This window comes from Flectobacillus longus (assembly GCF_030056705.1).
In the GTDB taxonomy this organism is placed as follows: domain Bacteria; phylum Bacteroidota; class Bacteroidia; order Cytophagales; family Spirosomataceae; genus Flectobacillus; species Flectobacillus longus.
In genome coordinates this window covers 1-16897 of sequence record NZ_JASHIC010000031.1, presented here as the reverse complement: position 1 = coordinate 16897, position 16897 = coordinate 1, and the positions used below count along the sequence as shown (strand labels likewise).

10 protein-coding genes are annotated in these 16897 nt (G+C 37.1%); 5 read left to right on the top strand and 5 right to left on the bottom strand.

The window, feature by feature from the left end; genetic code table 11:
• Positions 1-400: 400 nt before the first annotated feature.
• On the top strand, positions 401-1228 hold the full coding sequence (locus QM491_RS20960) for a septal ring lytic transglycosylase RlpA family protein (protein ID WP_283329485.1): 828 nt from the start codon (positions 401-403) through the stop codon (positions 1226-1228).
• Between the two features lie 61 nt (positions 1229-1289).
• On the opposite strand, the gene QM491_RS20955 is transcribed toward QM491_RS20960, so the two are convergent.
• The 5 genes from QM491_RS20955 to QM491_RS20935 form a co-directional block, all read right to left on the bottom strand.
• Entirely contained in the window at positions 1290-2075 is a 786-nt protein-coding gene (locus tag QM491_RS20955; protein WP_283329484.1) for a sterol desaturase family protein, read from the bottom strand.
• A gap of 358 nt (positions 2076-2433) precedes the next feature.
• On the bottom strand, positions 2434-3375 hold the full coding sequence (locus QM491_RS20950) for an NAD(P)-dependent oxidoreductase (RefSeq protein ID WP_283329483.1): 942 nt from the start codon (positions 3373-3375) through the stop codon (positions 2434-2436).
• 567 nt (positions 3376-3942) lie between these two features.
• Positions 3943-4824 (bottom strand): TIM barrel protein, encoded by an 882-nt coding sequence (locus QM491_RS20945; RefSeq protein ID WP_283329482.1) that lies wholly within the window; start codon positions 4822-4824, stop codon positions 3943-3945.
• A 140-nt stretch (positions 4825-4964) separates the two neighbouring features.
• A complete protein-coding gene (gene pdxA, locus QM491_RS20940) occupies positions 4965-6032 on the bottom strand; it encodes a 4-hydroxythreonine-4-phosphate dehydrogenase PdxA (RefSeq protein ID WP_283329481.1) in 1068 nt (355 codons plus the stop codon).
• Positions 6033-6115: 83 nt separating this feature from the next.
• On the bottom strand, positions 6116-7354 hold the full coding sequence (locus QM491_RS20935) for a DUF418 domain-containing protein (protein ID WP_283329480.1): 1239 nt from the start codon (positions 7352-7354) through the stop codon (positions 6116-6118).
• 400 nt (positions 7355-7754) lie between these two features.
• Here QM491_RS20935 and QM491_RS20930 point away from each other — a divergent pair, with 400 nt between their 5' ends.
• The 4 genes from QM491_RS20930 to QM491_RS20915 all read left to right on the top strand — a co-directional run bounded on the left by QM491_RS20930 (position 7755) and on the right by QM491_RS20915 (position 16485).
• Complete coding sequence (locus QM491_RS20930; protein WP_283329479.1) at positions 7755-11615, top strand: pyruvate carboxylase; 3861 nt, start codon at positions 7755-7757, stop codon at positions 11613-11615.
• Positions 11616-12011: 396 nt separating this feature from the next.
• Positions 12012-12815 (top strand): hypothetical protein, encoded by an 804-nt coding sequence (locus QM491_RS20925; RefSeq protein WP_283329478.1) that lies wholly within the window; start codon positions 12012-12014, stop codon positions 12813-12815.
• A gap of 34 nt (positions 12816-12849) precedes the next feature.
• Complete coding sequence (locus tag QM491_RS20920; RefSeq protein ID WP_283329477.1) at positions 12850-13728, top strand: XAC2610-related protein; 879 nt, start codon at positions 12850-12852, stop codon at positions 13726-13728.
• 273 nt (positions 13729-14001) lie between these two features.
• Complete coding sequence (locus QM491_RS20915; RefSeq protein WP_283329542.1) at positions 14002-16485, top strand: endonuclease MutS2; 2484 nt, start codon at positions 14002-14004, stop codon at positions 16483-16485.
• Positions 16486-16897 lie beyond the last annotated feature (412 nt).

Here is a 16897-nt window from a genome sequence, read left to right as displayed (position 1 = left end):
CTAGCCTTGGTCAGTATTAATTTTTGTAAAAAATCAATTCTTTTTGTAAGCCACTCAAATCTCATATCTCCTTACTTCACTCTTTATAAAGTATAATGTTTTGTTTGAAAGTTGGACAAAACATAGAATTTGAAATATTAGAAAAACCTTGAATTGGTTTGAAAAATATCCAATTTGTAAGTTTTTTATGGCTTTTGTCTATCAAATTTGAGGATATAGCCTTCTAAAGCTTATATTCAGCTAAAGTATTTTAAAGTTGGCATGATTTTTGTTAAAAATTGTATAAACTTTATAAAGTCGTTTTATACATTTATCTCAAACCTCAAAGGTTTATCGAATATTAGCACTACGTATTCTGAATACACATCTGAAAAATAAACACATAATCTGAATAACAATTATGAAAAAATTAATCGCATCCGCTTTCCTTATTTTAGTTCAAGGTGGTTTGATGGTTACAAAAGCTCAGAACTCTGGGTATGGTAGTTCTTATGGAAATAATGTAGTAGAAGAAGGGATTGCAAAGTATTATGGTAAAAATTTAACTGGAAATTTAACGTCTTATGGAGAGCGTTATGATGATGCTCAGCTTACAGCTTCGCATTCAAAATACCCTCTAAATACGGTTTTGAGAGTAACTAATCTCGAAAACAATCGTACCATTGATGTACGTGTAAATGATTACTGTCGTTGTGAGGAAGAAGGTAAATTATTAAACCTTTCAAGAGAAGCTGCTTCTCGTTTGGGTATGATTGCGAGTGGTAAAGCCCAAGTAAGAGTTGAAGTGTTAAATGCTAGACCTGCTTCTCAGGTAAATATTTATAGAGATTATGACATAGCAGCAAGTACTCAAGATAGAGTGCCTGTGCAACCAACGTCATTGATGCCTCAGGCTTCGGTAGCTGCAACAGCTCCAAGCAGTTATTCAACGGCTTTTTCAGAAGACAGAACTTATGATATCAACGGTACAGTAAAATCTCCAAGAGGTTTTGCCGTTCAAGTAACAGCATTGACAAGCTTAAACAAGATTCATGATATGTATGATGAACTTGTGAAACTTGGTTTATCACCAGAAGAAATTTTTGTGCAAGTGGGTCAAAAAGAAATGGGTAAAGTTTATCGTATCCTTTTCGGAGAATTTCATACTAAAGAATCTGCTTCAGAAAGAGTTATGTGGTTACAAGAAAGAGGTTATAGAGGCTTGGTTCGTACCCATTACAACTACTAAGATTTTATATTACTATCATTATTACCACACAGTAAAAGGAGAAACCTAGTTTCTCCTTTTTTTATGCCCTTTTCTCAAACTCTTCTTTAAATTTGGGGCTTTCTGTTTTACCAATTTTATCCCAAAAGGTAAAGTATAAGCCAAAATTATATCGATAATATTTGTGATGTTGACTATGATGTGTAGCCCCAATCATGAGTTTCCCGAACCAATTTCCCCATTTTGTTTTGGGATAAATCTCAATATCTAGATGATTTATGGCTGCTGTGATAGTCATAATTGTAAGGTGAAATGTTGCCACATAAATGTGCATAGGGATAACACAAATAATAGCAGGCATGATAAGTGCCTCTAAAAGCCCTTCAATTGGATGAAACGAAAATGCAGTCCATGCCGAGGTTATCTTACTGTCGTGATGTACTTTGTGAACTAAATGATAAATTTTTGGGTGGTGCATCCATCTATGTACCCAGTAATAATAAGTTTCATGGATTAACATTGAAATAATAATACTGCATGGAAGCCAGATGATAGGGTATTGATTAATATCTGTGTATAGAAGCGTATAACCTTTTTGCCAAAGAACAGCCGTTAAAGCGCCAATAATTGAAAATAAGATAGCAGTAAGAGTTGACCAAATGATTTCTCTACGAAATTGTTGACTTGGATAGGACTTTTTGTTGATTTTACGAGCTTGCCATTGGTCTTTAGCCCAAATATAAAAATAGGCATGAAATAACCCTGATAGAATAAAATAACGAACCATTATTACCAAAAACATGGCCAAACAAATGATAATAAAGGTAATAGGTTCCAAAAAATCGAAATCAGCTAATGAAGTTTTCATACCTCAGTAACAGTTTTAAGCGAGAATTGTTTGAAGGAAATATGTTATTGTTTAATAGCGTAAAATAATAAACAATCAAAAACATGAGTCATCCCTAATTTAACGAATTAGGGATTGAGCGCATGAGTGATTATTTTTAATCTATATTTTACTAGTAGAGACGCAATGCTTTGGTCTAAAGCGATGTCATGTTGAAATATAGTATGCAAAAAGGCGTTCGAAAAACTCATTTCGAACGCCTTTTTGCATACAACAGTACAATGGTTCATCTTGTGAATCCCAATAAGTCAGACAAGAGGTCTCTATTTCAAATTATTCCAAAATTAGAGATGACACATGTTTCAATCCTATTGAGATACTAGTTTAGGGAATGGACTTCTTTGATTTTTTCAATCAATACCTCATTGATTTTTACATAGCTTTCGTGAGTCCATCCTCCAATATGCGGTGTTAGTATCACATTTTTTTTCTGAAAAAGAGATTCATAATGACTTTCTTGTTCTGGGCTTAGTTGTGTCATTTTCTCATTTTCTAATACATCCAAACAAGCTCCACGAAGTTGACCTGTATCCAAAGCATTTACAATACTACCAATGGAGGCAACTTCACCACGAGCAGTATTTACTAAGAAAAATGGTTTTTTAAATGAATTGATAAAATCTGTATTCACCATCATTTTAGTTTCATCAGTCAATGGCACATGAAGACTCAAGACATCTACCTGCTCAAACAATTCCTGCAAAGTGGCTTCTTGGGCATATTGGTCACTAAAATTGTTTTTGTATTTGTCATAAGCCAATACTTTTACGCCAAATCCTGATAATCTTTTTGCTACCGAACTGCCCATATTTCCATATCCAATCAATCCAACAGTCATACCCATGAGTTCGATGCCACGATTAGCTTCTCGCTTCCAGATTTTATGACGAACCTCTATATCAGCTGTATTGATATGATTGAAAAGGCACAAGAGCATTCCAATTACATGTTCACCTACGGCATCACGATTACCTTCATTGGCTGCAAAAATAATAATACCTCTGCGCTCGGCTTCTGCAATATCAATAAGATCGAGACCAGCGCCTGCTCTAGCAATAAACTTTAACTCAGGTGCGGTATCGAGCATTTCGATGTCTACCTTCGTTTTGCTACGAATAATCAAACCATCGTAGTCTTTGAGTTTTTCCAACAACTCTGCACGAGAAATTTCGGGGAAATAATCATAAGTCATCCCGATTTCTGTTAGCATTGTATGAATGCTAAGGTGCATTTCGTCGGCAATCAAAATATTTTTTTTCATCTAATCTACTTTGTCCTGTCAGAAAGAAAGAACTTAAAATGTACTGTAATTAAGTTTAGTATAAAACGAATCAAAGTTACGGTGGGTTTCATTCTGAATGAAATATTTGTAGGTAAATAGGTATATGTTGGGGGCAAGGGGCTTTTGGGTATCGGCTTTGGGCATTTAGGTAAGGGCTGAATAAAAGCGCAAGTCATTACGAGCTTTGGGATAATAATAAAGAAAATAGAACCAATCTCCTTGCCTACAATTAGCTTTGAAAGTCATACAAAATATTTTCTTTGATAATGAAGCTGTTTAAACATTTTCGTCTAAACGGAAGCCTTTGTCAAGAACTACTTTAATACTAAATACATGTTAAGCTCAACCAAGCATCTTCAAAAAATCAAAAAAGCGGTCGAAATTTTCTCGACCGCTTTTGAGGATGCTAAAATTGTAAATGACACATCTTTGAATACAAGATATTATACCATCTATTATTGAGACGTTGATTGAAAAAAATAATCACTCATTCACTCAACTACTATTCACTCAATTTAAAATGATTACCCTTTAAGAAAAACGGAATTAGAATTTCAATTTTTTCAAATTGTTCAAACTAATTTCGATACCTTCCATTGGCGTGCGCTTGTATGCTTCAAGCTCAACGATAAAGTATTTGATACCTGCTACGTCTTTTTTATTGAAAATTTCTTGGAAATTAATATCTCCTTCACCTACTTCAACACTTACGTTTTTCACTGGATCGTGGTCTTTTACGTGTACGTGTGTGAAACGTCCTTTGTATTTGTTGAACCAATCTGCTGGTTTTTGACCTGCCACTACTGCCCAATACAAGTCCATTTCGAATACGATATGTTTTTCTGTATTGTCTAATAAAGTAGTATAAAGCATTTCACCATTTTGCGATTTGAATTCGAAATCGTGGTTGTGATAGCCAAATTTCAAGTTCAATGTTTTAGCATATTCTGCTGCTTTGTTGAAGATATCAGCCATCAATTTACCTTGATTACGGTCGTCGTCGAGCATATAAGGTACAATAGTGTATTTCTGACCAACTTTGGCTGCATCTTCCAACATACGCTTGTAGCTGTCTGAAAGCTGACCGTTTACGACATCTTTTGACGTAATCATGTTATGAGCAGATGGCATTTTTAGGCCATTGTCATTCATGGTTTTTAAATATTCGTCTGCCGACAAGCCAAAGAATTTACCATTTGAATATCCGAAACCTTCTACGTTTTTATAACCCATTTTAGCAATTTTAGCTAAAGCGGCTTTAGGGTCTTTAGAAACATCTTCACGTACCGACCACAATTGGACACCAATGTGGCTTTTTTCACCTTTTTTAATATTTGCGAATAAATCGTTCGAAAGAAGTGCTGCGCCAGCAGTTGTCAAAAGACTAGTTCTGAGGAAGTCACGACGAGATGTTTGTTCGTTCAACATTGCTCTAAATTGATTAAGTTAAATGATTATTGGTAATAACTGGATAGATAGTTTGAGGTCTAAACCTCTTCATAATTAAATACCCATCAACTTAACGTTCATGGGTATTTTAAATTTTGTTTCAAAAGTAAGAAAAAGTTTTACTTTTCTTCTATTTCTACAGCGGATTCTTTGCGGTTTTTTACAACATCAATAGCTGTATAAATCGCTTGAAGCATTGAACTTTCGCTTGCTGTATTTTTGCCAGCAATACCATAAGCCGTTCCGTGGTCGGGCGAAGTACGAACTACTGGTAAGCCTGCCGTGAAGTTTACGCCATTTTCAAAAGCAATATATTTGAATGGAATCAAGCCTTGGTCGTGGTACATGGCCAAAATAGCATCGAAATGACGATGTTGCATATTGCCGAAGAAACCATCGGCAGGGAATGGACCAAATACCAAATGCCCATTTTGCTTGAATTGCTCCAAAGCTGGAATGATAACGTCTTTTTCTTCGCTACCCAATAGACCATCTTCGCCAGCATGAGGATTGAGTCCTAGTACAGCAACTTTAGGTTTTTGAATCCCGAAATCATTGGTCAATGATTCGAGCATCATGGTTAATTTTTGAGAGATACGTTCAGGTGTAACTTGCGAACGAACACGCCCCAATGGAATATGTCCTGTCACTACTCCAACACGAATTTGCTCAGAAACCAAAAACATTAAAGAGTCTTTTGCTTCGAAAGCACTGGTAAAAAACTCAGTATGTCCCGGAAACTTAAATTCCTCTGACTGGATATTGTACTTGTTGATAGGCGCCGTAACGATAGCCTGAATGTGACCGTCTTTCAAGTCCTGAGTGGCTTTTTGTAAGCACGCCAAAGCAGCAGTGCCAGCTTCTGGAGTTACTTTGCCAGGTTCAACATCAGTTTGTTTGTCATCCCAACAAGTAATCACATTGGTTACTTTGTAATTGATTTGTTGAATTGCAGGGATGCTATGCAAAGTCCAATCTTTCAAATCCAATACTTTACGGTAATAACTCAGTACACGCTGCGAACCATAGATTACGGGTGTACAGATTTTGAGGATGCGGTTACTGGCTAGGGCTTTTAGTATTACTTCTGGACCTACGCCATTGTAGTCACCTAAGGTAATACCTATAACAGGTTTTTGATGTTCCATATTCTTTTGAGATTCTTGATTCGGTTTTGCCGAAAACATATTGTATCCTTGGATACGCTATTCGATAAATTCCTGCAAGTTTACTTAAAAGATAGGTAAATAAAAACCCATTCGCTGACAGATTACCCTATTGTGATTTTTTGACGTTGCATTTTTTGCCACTTTCCGTACGTTGCCGAACGCCAAAGCCATTCTATTGGGCCATAATAATACCGATTCAGCCACCATTTACTTAGTATGATTTGTAATAAAAAGACTCCCACAGCTCCTAGTAAACACCAAGCAGGATTAAAGTCCCCCGCCAAGCCCAATCCGAGACCATAAAAAAGAAGTATTCCTACGAAACTTTGGAGTAAATAATTCGTCAATGCCATTCTGCCTACATAAGAAAGTTGTTTTAAGATACCTTCCCATGAGCTTTTTGACAGTAATAAACTGAAACCAGCTACATACATTAGAGTCATGGTGGCAGAATGAATCGAAAATAAAAATTCAGAAAAGATACCGAACCAAGAGGGTAATTTGTCCCAAGGAATAGTGGCTTGAAGGGTAATGAAAAAAGTAACAATGACAATATTGAGTATAAAACAAACCCAGACTGCCTTCTTAAATTGTTTTTTGTATTCTTGAAAATGATCAAATAAACGAAGACGCCCCACCAGCAATCCTAAAAGGAAAAAACCAAAGGTGACAAAGATGCGTCCAGAGTTCCACTGAAAATCGGCTTTGAAAGCAAAATCCTTAAAGTTTTGTTGAATAATTTGGGTATAACTACCAGCCTTGAGCGTTTGGAAGTTTTTTAGCTGTTCTTTATTTGATTTTTCTTGCTCTTTTTTGGCTACGACTTCAGAAACTTTTGGCGAAGGGTGCCAGTATTCGACAGTACGAATGACTAAAATAGGCGTATTGAGGCTCATTAAAATAGCTAAAATCAGTACCACTCGATTTGAAAGCAAATTTGCCAGTAATAGAAATATCCCTAAAAAAGCATAGATACCCAATATGTCGCCACGCCAATGGATATGATGAATAAAGCCTATGACAAAAAGCAACGCGAGTCGCCAGAGAAATCTTAATTCGAAGTGCGTATCATCTGCCTTTCTATTGGTAAATTGTAGAGAAAAACTTAAGCCGAATAATAGAGAAAAAAAGGTATAAAATTTCCCTGAAATAAAAATGCCATCAAAATAATTAACAATGGTAGTGGGTAAAGAATTTTGATAGGATTGCCATACTGACTCTGGAATAAAGCCAGCAATAAACCAACCTAAAGCATGAGCAATTACGATGCCTAAAAGAGCAATGCCACGTAAGCCATCTACTAAGGTAATTCGATTGGAAGAGGAGGATGTTGAGTTCATAGTGGGTTCAAAGAGATTTTTAGATTTTAACCCTAAGATGCAAGATTTTAACCAAAGGTTGCAGACAAATAGAGAGAAGTACTTAGGTAGACCTGTCGATTTAACTATTTTTAAGATAAAAATTGGTGATTTGTTATGGAAATAGTTAGCATAACAATCAATCAGTTGTATCTAACCCAAACAAAATTGCATCTTTCTAATATAGACCAAATTTTCTTGTGAAAGTTTGGGTAAATACACAATTTATTTTTGATTTTTGTATGAATTAATAATTCTTTATTCTGTTAATCTTGTAAATGATAGAAGAAATCACGATTGCGAAAATTTCGTATTTCAAAGAGTACCTTTTATCTATTTTTATTCCTGACTGTTTTAAACTCCAAACTGACAAACTCAAAAAATGCCACAACCATACGTTCAAACGATTAATAGCTTACTTGTCGCCAACCGTGGTGAGATTGCTATCCGTATTATGCGTGCTGCCTCTGAGTTAGGTATCCGAACGGTTGCCGTTTACACATTTGAAGATCGTTATTCGCTTCACAGATACAAAGCGGATGAGGCTTATCAAATTGGTAAGGACGACGAACCTTTAAAACCATATCTCGATATCGAGGGGTTAATAAAGTTATGTAAGGAGAAAGAAATAGACGCTATTCATCCAGGTTATGGATTTCTTTCTGAAAACGTAACATTGGCTCGTCGTTGTCGTGAAGAAGGAATCAAATTTGTTGGTCCTTCTCCAGAAGCAATGAATGCTTTGGGCGATAAGGTAGCTGCCAAAGATGCTGCTCGTAAGGCTGAAGTACCAATGATTGAAGACTCGAAAGAGGAGCTAGTATCGTATGATATTGCACTTAGAGAGGCTCGTCGTATTGGTTTTCCTGTAATGGTAAAAGCTGCGGCCGGTGGTGGTGGTCGTGGTATGCGTGTAGTACGTGAAGAGGAAGCTTTAGAAAAAGCTTTCGCTGAAGCGAAAAACGAAGCTAAAAATGCGTTTGGTGATGATACTATCTTTATTGAGAAGTTCATCGACCAACCAAAACATATTGAGGTGCAGTTGTTGGGTGACCAACATGGCAACTTAGTACACCTTTATGAGCGCGATTGTTCGGTACAACGTCGTTTCCAAAAGGTAGTAGAAGTAGCACCTTCTGTGGGTTTGAAAGATGAAACCAAACAAAAGTTGTACAAATACGCCTTATCGATTGGTAAAGCCGTAAATTATTACAACGCTGGTACGGTTGAGTTCTTGGTAGATAAAGACGAGAATATCTACTTTATCGAAGTAAACCCACGCGTTCAGGTAGAACATACTATTACAGAAGAGGTAACAGGTATCGACATTGTGCGTACCCAAATTTTGATTGCTCAAAACTACCGCCTTTCTGACCCGAATATTTATATCCTTCGCCAAGAGGATATTCCATTGAGAGGTTATGCTATTCAGTGTCGTATTACTACAGAAGACCCTGCCAATGGCTTCAAACCTGACTTTGGTACTATCATTGCATATCGTAATGCTGCTGGTTTTGGCATTCGTTTGGATGAGGGTTCGTCGTATCCTGGGGTTAAAATTTCTCCTTACTTCGATTCAATGCTCGTAAAAGTTTCGGCTAAAGGTCGTACTTTGAAAGGTGCTTCTGAACGTTTGTTGCGTGCTCTTACTGAATTCCGTATTCGTGGGGTAAAAACCAACATTCCTTTCTTACGTAATGTAATTCAACACCCTATTTTCCAACAAGGAAAATGCGTGGTACAGTTTATTGACTCACATCCAGAACTTTTCAACTTTACTCCTACTCGTGACCGTTCTACAAAAGCTCTTCGCTATTTAGGCGAGGTGGTTGTAAATGGCAACCCAGATGTAAAAGTGAAAAACGAACGTACTTTCCGTACGCCAGTAGTTCCTGCATTTGATAAATATGCTGAATATCCAATAGGTAACAAGCAGCGTTTGGATTCGATGGGCGCTGATAAGTTTGCACAATGGGTAAAAGACCAAAAACAAATCCTTTACACAGATACAACTTTCCGTGATGGTCACCAGTCGCTTTTGGCTACTCGTGTTCGTACCCGTGATATGTTGGCTGTGGCAGAGGGTTTTGCCAAAAGCTTCCCAGAACTATTCTCAATGGAAGTGTGGGGTGGTGCAACCTTCGACGTATCGATGCGTTTCTTGAACGAATCGCCTTGGATGCGTTTACAGGCTTTCCGTGAGGCTATGCCAAATATGTTGTTGCAAATGTTGTTCCGTGGCTCCAATGCCATTGGTTACTCAGCATATCCTGACAACTTGATTGAGAAATTTGTAGAAAAATCTGCCGAAAACGGTATCGATGTATTCCGTATCTTCGACTCATTGAACTGGGTAGAAGCTATGAAAGTTTCGATTCGTGCCGTTCGTGAGCGAACTAACTCCATTGCTGAAGCTTCTATTTGTTATACAGGTGATATTTTCAACAACGAAAAATATACACTTCAGTATTACTTAGATATGGCTCGCCAGTTGGAAGACGAAGGTGCTCACATGCTTTGTATCAAAGATATGGCTGGTTTGTTAAGACCATACCAAGCACAAACTTTGGTTACAGAGTTGAAAAAGGCTCTTGCTATTCCTGTTCACTTACACACACACGACACAGCGTCGATTCAAGCAGCTACCTACTTGAAAGCGATTGAAGCAGGTGTCGATGTTGTTGACTGTTCATTAGGTGCCATGTCTGGTTTGACTGCTCAACCAAACTTCAACTCAGTGGTGGCAATGATGCAAGGCAACGAGCGTGATTGTCCATTGAACTTAGGCTTATTGAACCAATATTCTAACTATTGGGAAGATATTCGTCAAATCTATTATCCATTCGAATCTGAATTGAAAGCAGGTACTGCTGAAGTTTATGACAATGAAATCCCTGGTGGTCAGTACACTAACTTGCGTGGTCAGGCGATTGCCTTGGGAGTGGGTGATAAATTTGAGTTGATGAAGCGCAATTATGTGGAGGCAAACAAATTGTTTGGTGACATTGTAAAAGTAACGCCTTCTTCAAAAGTAGTAGGAGATATGGCTATCTTCATGACTGCAAATAGCTTGACTGCAGAAGATGTATATGCTCGTGGTGCAACACTTTCTTTCCCTGAATCTGTAAAAGACTTCTTCAAAGGTGGTCTTGGTCAGCCTTATGGTGGTTTCCCTAAACAATTACAGGAAATTATCTTGAAAGGAGATCTTGCCATTACAGGTCGTCCAAACGATAATATTACACCAATTGATTTTGATAAGGATTTTGCTGATTTCCAAGCTAAATTCCCTGAAAATCAAGAAGGTTTCTTGGATTATCTTTCTTACAAGATGTATCCGAAAGTATATGAAGACTATTACAAAGCTCAACAAAACTACGGCGATGTATCTGCGCTTCCTACTACGGCGTTCTTCTATGGTTTGAAGCAAGATGAAGAAATTCTAATCACCATCGACGAAGGTAAAACCATCATTGTGAAATATTTGTACGCTTCAGAACCAGACGAATCAGGTTTGCGTACTGTTACTTTCGAATTGAACGGTCAGGCTCGTCGTATCAAGATTTTAGATAGAAATATCAAAATTGAACGCCCTCAACACGCAAAAGCTTCTGCCAAAGGTGATATTGGTGCGCCATTGCAAGGTCGTTTGAGTCGTATCTTGGTAAAACCAGGCGATGAAGTGAAGAAAAACGCGCCATTGTACGTAATTGAAGCCATGAAGATGGAATCGATTGTATCGTCTCCGTTCGAAGGTGTAGTTTCTCGTATTGTGCTCAATGAAGGTACCGTAGTTGAACAAGAAGATTTAGTATTGTCGGTAGAAGAAGCAAAACTTCCTGAGCCAGACAAAGAAGAATTCTTATTTGTTTACGGAACTTTGCGTAAAGGATACGGTAACGAATTACATAAATTGATTGCTCGTAATTCTGAGTTTATCGGTTTGGCTAATTACCAAGGAAAAATGTTCAACATCGGAGAGTATCCGGGTATTGTTCCTTCTGATGACGCATCTGATAAAGTTGTTGGTGAGTTATACAAATTAACAAACCCGCTTCGTTTGGTGAAAATTTTGGATGAATACGAAGAATTTTATCCAGAAAACGAATCAGAATCTGTATTCTTGCGTAAGGATATCCAAGTTGAGGTAGATGGTACAAACTATGCAACTTATGGATATTTGTACAATCGTCCTTTGGATGGTTTGGCGCAAATTACTTCAGGTGATTTCTTGAATCAATAAGAAATATCAAACACTATAAAAAAAATCCTCCTTGGCTTGCCTTGGGGGATTTTTTTATTGAGTGAATAATTTAGTGATTAGAATTAATAGTGTACGAAGGATTTCCAACCATTTCAGGTTTGGGATTTCTGATTTCGGAAATAAAGTAAAATGCCTTTATTTGTACAAAATATAGAAGTTATCATTTCCGAAATCCAACATCCGAAATAAACAGTTTTGATAATCCTTCATACAGTTCTAGATTAGAATAGTTAATCTGTAGAGATGACAAGTTTGTTTCTGTCATTGATTCTGAAAATTACCCCCTCAAACTCCGCAATCAAAAATCTGAAATCCGCAATCGAAAGTGTCTACTGTTTTTGCTATATTAGATACCTTATTTAAACTCGAACCAAAATGCACACACTTTTGAAGACTAGCGCCTTGCTAGGCCTGCTTGCTATGGCCTCTTGCAAGCAAAAATCACAAGAACAACAAACCTCAACAAACTCCACGTTAGCACAAGTAAAGGTTGATTCTACGAATATGTTTCCCAAGGAAACTGATTACCAAATCAAGGTACAAATGCCTGGCACATTTCATGAAGGACAAGTACCTTTAGACTCAGATAAAAAATCTTGGGTTGGTATTTTTCAAACTGAAAAGGGCTTTGAACTAAAAACGACTAGCGTTGCTTTGGAAATGGTTCATGATGACATGATTGACGAAAAACCTGAAGCTAAAACAGGTATTCAAATCAATATTGCTCAAAAAGATACTTGTTTGTTATTGATTGAATCGCAGTCTTATCTGAAAGACCATGTCATTGCGCCGTTGACTTTGTCTAAAACAGAGTTATATCCCAATGATGCCATCGAATTTGAGTATTTGGGGGTGAAATACAAACTATTTGCTATAGGTAAAAAGGAAATTTCCAAAGACGACCCTAACCAGATTTTGGTGACTGATTATACGCTATCTATTTCATTTACAAAAGAGGGTAAAAATTACAGTAATGTCTTGCTTCGTCAATCACGTTTTGATTCTAAAATCCCTACCGTTCAGTTTGCAGGAGATATTGATGGCGATGGTATATTGGATTTAGTGTTAGATGCCGCTACTTATTACAACGATATCAACAGTACCTTATATCTTTCAAAAATCGCGAAAGGAACACAAGGGCTAACCATTGCTGGCGGATTTACGGCTGGTGTGGACTGATTTTTAGAATAAACTCTATGACAATCCATTTATTATGAAAAAACTAATACTACTATTATGTACACTTTGGTGTAGCTCAACTTATGCTCAGTCTGTCTATACAGGTATGATTGACAAATATCCTATTGAGCTGATTTTGAATATTTATTCTGACGATGAAATCCAAGGCATTTATGTTTATACCAGCAATGATGAGCCAATAGATATTTCTGGTTCTATCAAGAATAAAATGCTTTCTATTCTCGAAAAGGATGCCAAGGAAAAAGTTACGGGTAAAATGGTAATTGATAAGTTTTCAGCTCAGGCTACTCAATTGTCAGGAACTTGGACGAATCCTGCTGGTACAAAAAGTTTTAAAATAGTATTAACAAAGAAATACGACATTGATGAAACAGAAGGTGTAGCTTGGAGTAATCGTGAGCTTTTACAAAAAGCAACTTCTGGTAATCAATATTTTAAAATAGTGCTAAACAAAGCCAAAGACGATTATCAAGCACGTGTAAAAGCTTTGAAAGTTTATGAAAAAAAAACGGATAAGTTGCTTCAAACCATTGCGGTAGATTGTCAACCAATGGGCTTTAATAGCGTAGAAACGGGCGATTTTAATTTTGATGGTCAAGCTGATATATCGTTGTTTGAATCATCTTATGCTGGTGCAAATACCTCTTCAAAATACTTTTTGGTTGACGGAAACGGACAATACAAAGACAGTGGGTTTGAAGGTATTTCACTGACATTTGATGCGAAAACCAAAAGAATTACCGAAGTAAACCAATGTTGTGCAGGCTCACAATATACCTCGACTTTGTACAAAGTGGCAAATAACAAAATGGTAAAACTTGAGCAACACTGTTTTGTTTATGACGAAAAAAAACAGGACTTTGTAGAACGTAAATGGAAAGATTGTCAATAGAAAGTTTAAGTTTCGTATTTTCTTAGCCCACAGACAAAAGCTGTGGGCTTTTTATATTTTTTATTGACTCATTTCATGCTTAGCAACTTCATTATTTCTTAAGGTTTTGATTTCGAAAAAAAAGAGTAGAAATTTGTAAAATAAGGGCTTTGGGTTTCTAAAAAATCGATTTGGGGATAACATTTTGTTAAAATAGATACTTAGAGATACCTTTTTGATGATCTGTAGTAAGACTACGAACAAATGTCTTACGTAATTTGTTATTTTTTTATGATGTTATACCCTCAAAATATAGAACAAAAATTAGGATTTGACCGAATTAGAGAACGACTCAGTGAATTATGTATTAGTCCACTCGGCAAGGCATTTGTTGAGAAAGTTCGTTTTTCGGATAACTATGATTTAGTCCAAAAAATGATTCGTCAGGTAGACGAAATGCGTGAGATTATGCAATATGAACCACAGGCATTTCCTTCTCAAAACTACCTTGATGTCAATCACCAATTGACCAAAGCCGCAATTGAAGGCGCTTTTCTTTCCGAAGCTGAGTTTTTTGATGTAAAACTTTCGCTTCGTACAATTCAAGAATGCCTCCGTTTTTTTGACAATAAAGAACCTGAACAATATCCACAACTACGTGAATTATTGGGCATGGCTTTTCAACCTCGTGCCGACAAGAGTCAAGAAGAAGTAAAGCCTAGTAAAGATGCCAAATTAGAAATAAGGGGCATCTTGGATGCTTTAGACAAAGTAATTGATGACCGTGGTCGTTTGAAAGATAACGCTAGCGCTGAATTACAATCGATTCGTCGTCAGTTAGTTTCGCAAGAAAATGATTTACGAAAAAAACTGGATAGTATTCTTCGCAATGCTCGTAGTAATGGCTGGGTAACAGATGACTTTTCATTGACTTTGCGTAACGGTCGTATGGTGATTCCGTTGGCGGCTGAGCACAAACGCAAAATCAAAGGGTTTATTCATGATGAATCGGATACTGGTAAAACTGTATTCCTAGAACCGACAGAAGTATTAGAAGCCAATAACGAAATTCGTGAGTTAGAATCTGCTGAGCGACGTGAAATTATCCGAATTTTGATGGATTTGACCACACGTTTGCGTCCGCATGTACCCGTATTGAAGCGTGCTTATACTTTCCTTGGAATCATTGATTTTGTTCGTGCCAAAGCTTGTTATGCTATTGAGCTGGGAGCTATTGCGCCTTTAAGTGTGAATACTCAATTGGTAGACTGGAAAAATGCACGTCACCCATTGCTTTATGCTTCGTTCAAGAAGATGGGTAAAAGCGTTGTTCCTTTGTCAATTACCTTGGAGTTAGACAATCGTATTTTGTTGATTTCAGGACCTAACGCAGGTGGTAAGTCGGTCACACTCAAAACTGTTGGTTTGATTCAGTATATGTACCAATGCGGTTTATTGGTGCCTATGGCTGAGTACTCGACTATTGGTTTGTTTAGAAATATCTTCATTGATATCGGTGATGAACAAAGCTTAGAGAACGACCTAAGTACCTATAGTTCGCACTTGACGAACATGAAACATTTCTTGGTACAGTCTGATCGCAAGACTTTGTTTTTGATTGACGAATTTGGTACAGGTACAGAGCCAGCCTTGGGTGGGGCTATTGCTGAGAGTATCCTTGAGGACTTGAATCGTTCGGGAGCGTATGGTGTGATAAACACGCACTATACCAACTTGAAAACTTTTGCTGACCGTACCAAAGGACTTGTCAATGGTGCAATGCGTTACGATGCAGAACATTTAGAGCCACTTTATGAGCTCGAAATCGGAAAACCAGGGAGTTCTTTTGCCGTTGAGATTGCTTACAAAATTGGTTTACCCAAAAATGTAATCGATCGTGCCAAAAACAAGATGGGTAAACAGCAGGTGAGTTTTGAAAAATTGGTGAAAGAATTAGAAATCGAGAAGAAGGTATTTGCTGATAAAAATGTTGAAAATGCCCAAAAACAACGTCATCTCGATCAGTTACTTGATCAGTATAACTCACTGAAAAACTTATTAGATTCAGAGAAAAAGACTATTCTGAATAGCGCAAAATTACAAGCAAAAGAGTTGGTAAAAACTGCTAATCAAAAAATTGAAGCAACGATTAAAGAGATTCGTGAACAAGAGGCTGATAAGTCAGCTACGAAAGAATTGCGCCAAGATTTGCAAGATTTTCAAGAATCTTTAGTAATCGAAAAAGTACCAGAAAATAAAAATAAGCCTGCTCCAAAGAAAGAAGAAGAGGAAAAAGATGTGATTGAAGTAATTGGAGGCGATATTGTGATAGGTTCATTGGTACGTATCCAAGGACAGGAAGCTATTGGTGAAGTATTGGGCGTCCGTGGAAAAGATATTGAAGTAGCTATTGGCGATTTAAAAACTACAGTAAAACTTAATCGTTTGGAGAAAATTTCAAGAAAAGAGTTTCGTCAAAAAGCATCTCCTAAAGCCAAGCTTGTGGGAATTGATATGAATGAAAAAATGCAAAACTTTTCATTCAACCTTGATTTAAGAGGGAAAAGAGGAGAGGAGGCTTTGGTAGACGTAGACCGCTTTATGAACGACGCCATTATGGTAGGATATGACGAGATTAGAATTGTACACGGAAAAGGGGATGGTATTTTAAGAACACTGATTCGTCAACATTTGAGAGGATACAAACAAGTCGATAAAATGGTAGACGAACACGCTGACCGAGGCGGTGCAGGTGTTACTATTGTGAAGATGAAGTAAGATTATGTTTATTTGGAGAATATTTTAAAATGTTATTTGACATTAGTGATATAAACAAAATATCCCTTCGCCTCACCTTACTTTTCTTCACTGGGCGTGCCCGTCTAACACAAGAAAAGTAACCGCAGCGGCGGCCGCAAAAGAAAGTCAAGAAATCCTAATCGGAGTGGCGACCCACCTCGCCTTCGGCTCAAACAGTAGGATTTCATTAAAATAAATATAAAATTTAGTATTTTAATAACTTATAAAATTTAAACATGCGCTAAATAAAAAAGCCGACTCATAACAGAGTCGGCTTTTTTTATGCAGTTGTCTAGTCCTGAAATAGGTTGTCATCCAACCGACTTATTAAATGGAAACAAGTTCAAAAGCGAAACAGAAGCGTAGTCAACGAGATTACAGTATGGCTTTT

Coding starts and splice junctions, on each gene's coding strand:
- QM491_RS20925 (WP_283329478.1), top strand. CDS start 12,012: ATGCACACACTTTTGAAGACTAGCGCCTTGCTAGGCCTGCTTGCTATG.
- QM491_RS20930 (WP_283329479.1), top strand. CDS start 7,755: ATGCCACAACCATACGTTCAAACGATTAATAGCTTACTTGTCGCCAAC.
- QM491_RS20960 (WP_283329485.1), top strand. CDS start 401: ATGAAAAAATTAATCGCATCCGCTTTCCTTATTTTAGTTCAAGGTGGT.
- QM491_RS20955 (WP_283329484.1), bottom strand. CDS start 2,075: ATGAAAACTTCATTAGCTGATTTCGATTTTTTGGAACCTATTACCTTT.
- QM491_RS20950 (WP_283329483.1), bottom strand. CDS start 3,375: ATGAAAAAAAATATTTTGATTGCCGACGAAATGCACCTTAGCATTCAT.
- QM491_RS20915 (WP_283329542.1), top strand. CDS start 14,002: ATGTTATACCCTCAAAATATAGAACAAAAATTAGGATTTGACCGAATT.
- pdxA (WP_283329481.1), bottom strand. CDS start 6,032: ATGTTTTCGGCAAAACCGAATCAAGAATCTCAAAAGAATATGGAACAT.
- QM491_RS20920 (WP_283329477.1), top strand. CDS start 12,850: ATGAAAAAACTAATACTACTATTATGTACACTTTGGTGTAGCTCAACT.
- QM491_RS20935 (WP_283329480.1), bottom strand. CDS start 7,354: ATGAACTCAACATCCTCCTCTTCCAATCGAATTACCTTAGTAGATGGC.
- QM491_RS20945 (WP_283329482.1), bottom strand. CDS start 4,824: ATGTTGAACGAACAAACATCTCGTCGTGACTTCCTCAGAACTAGTCTT.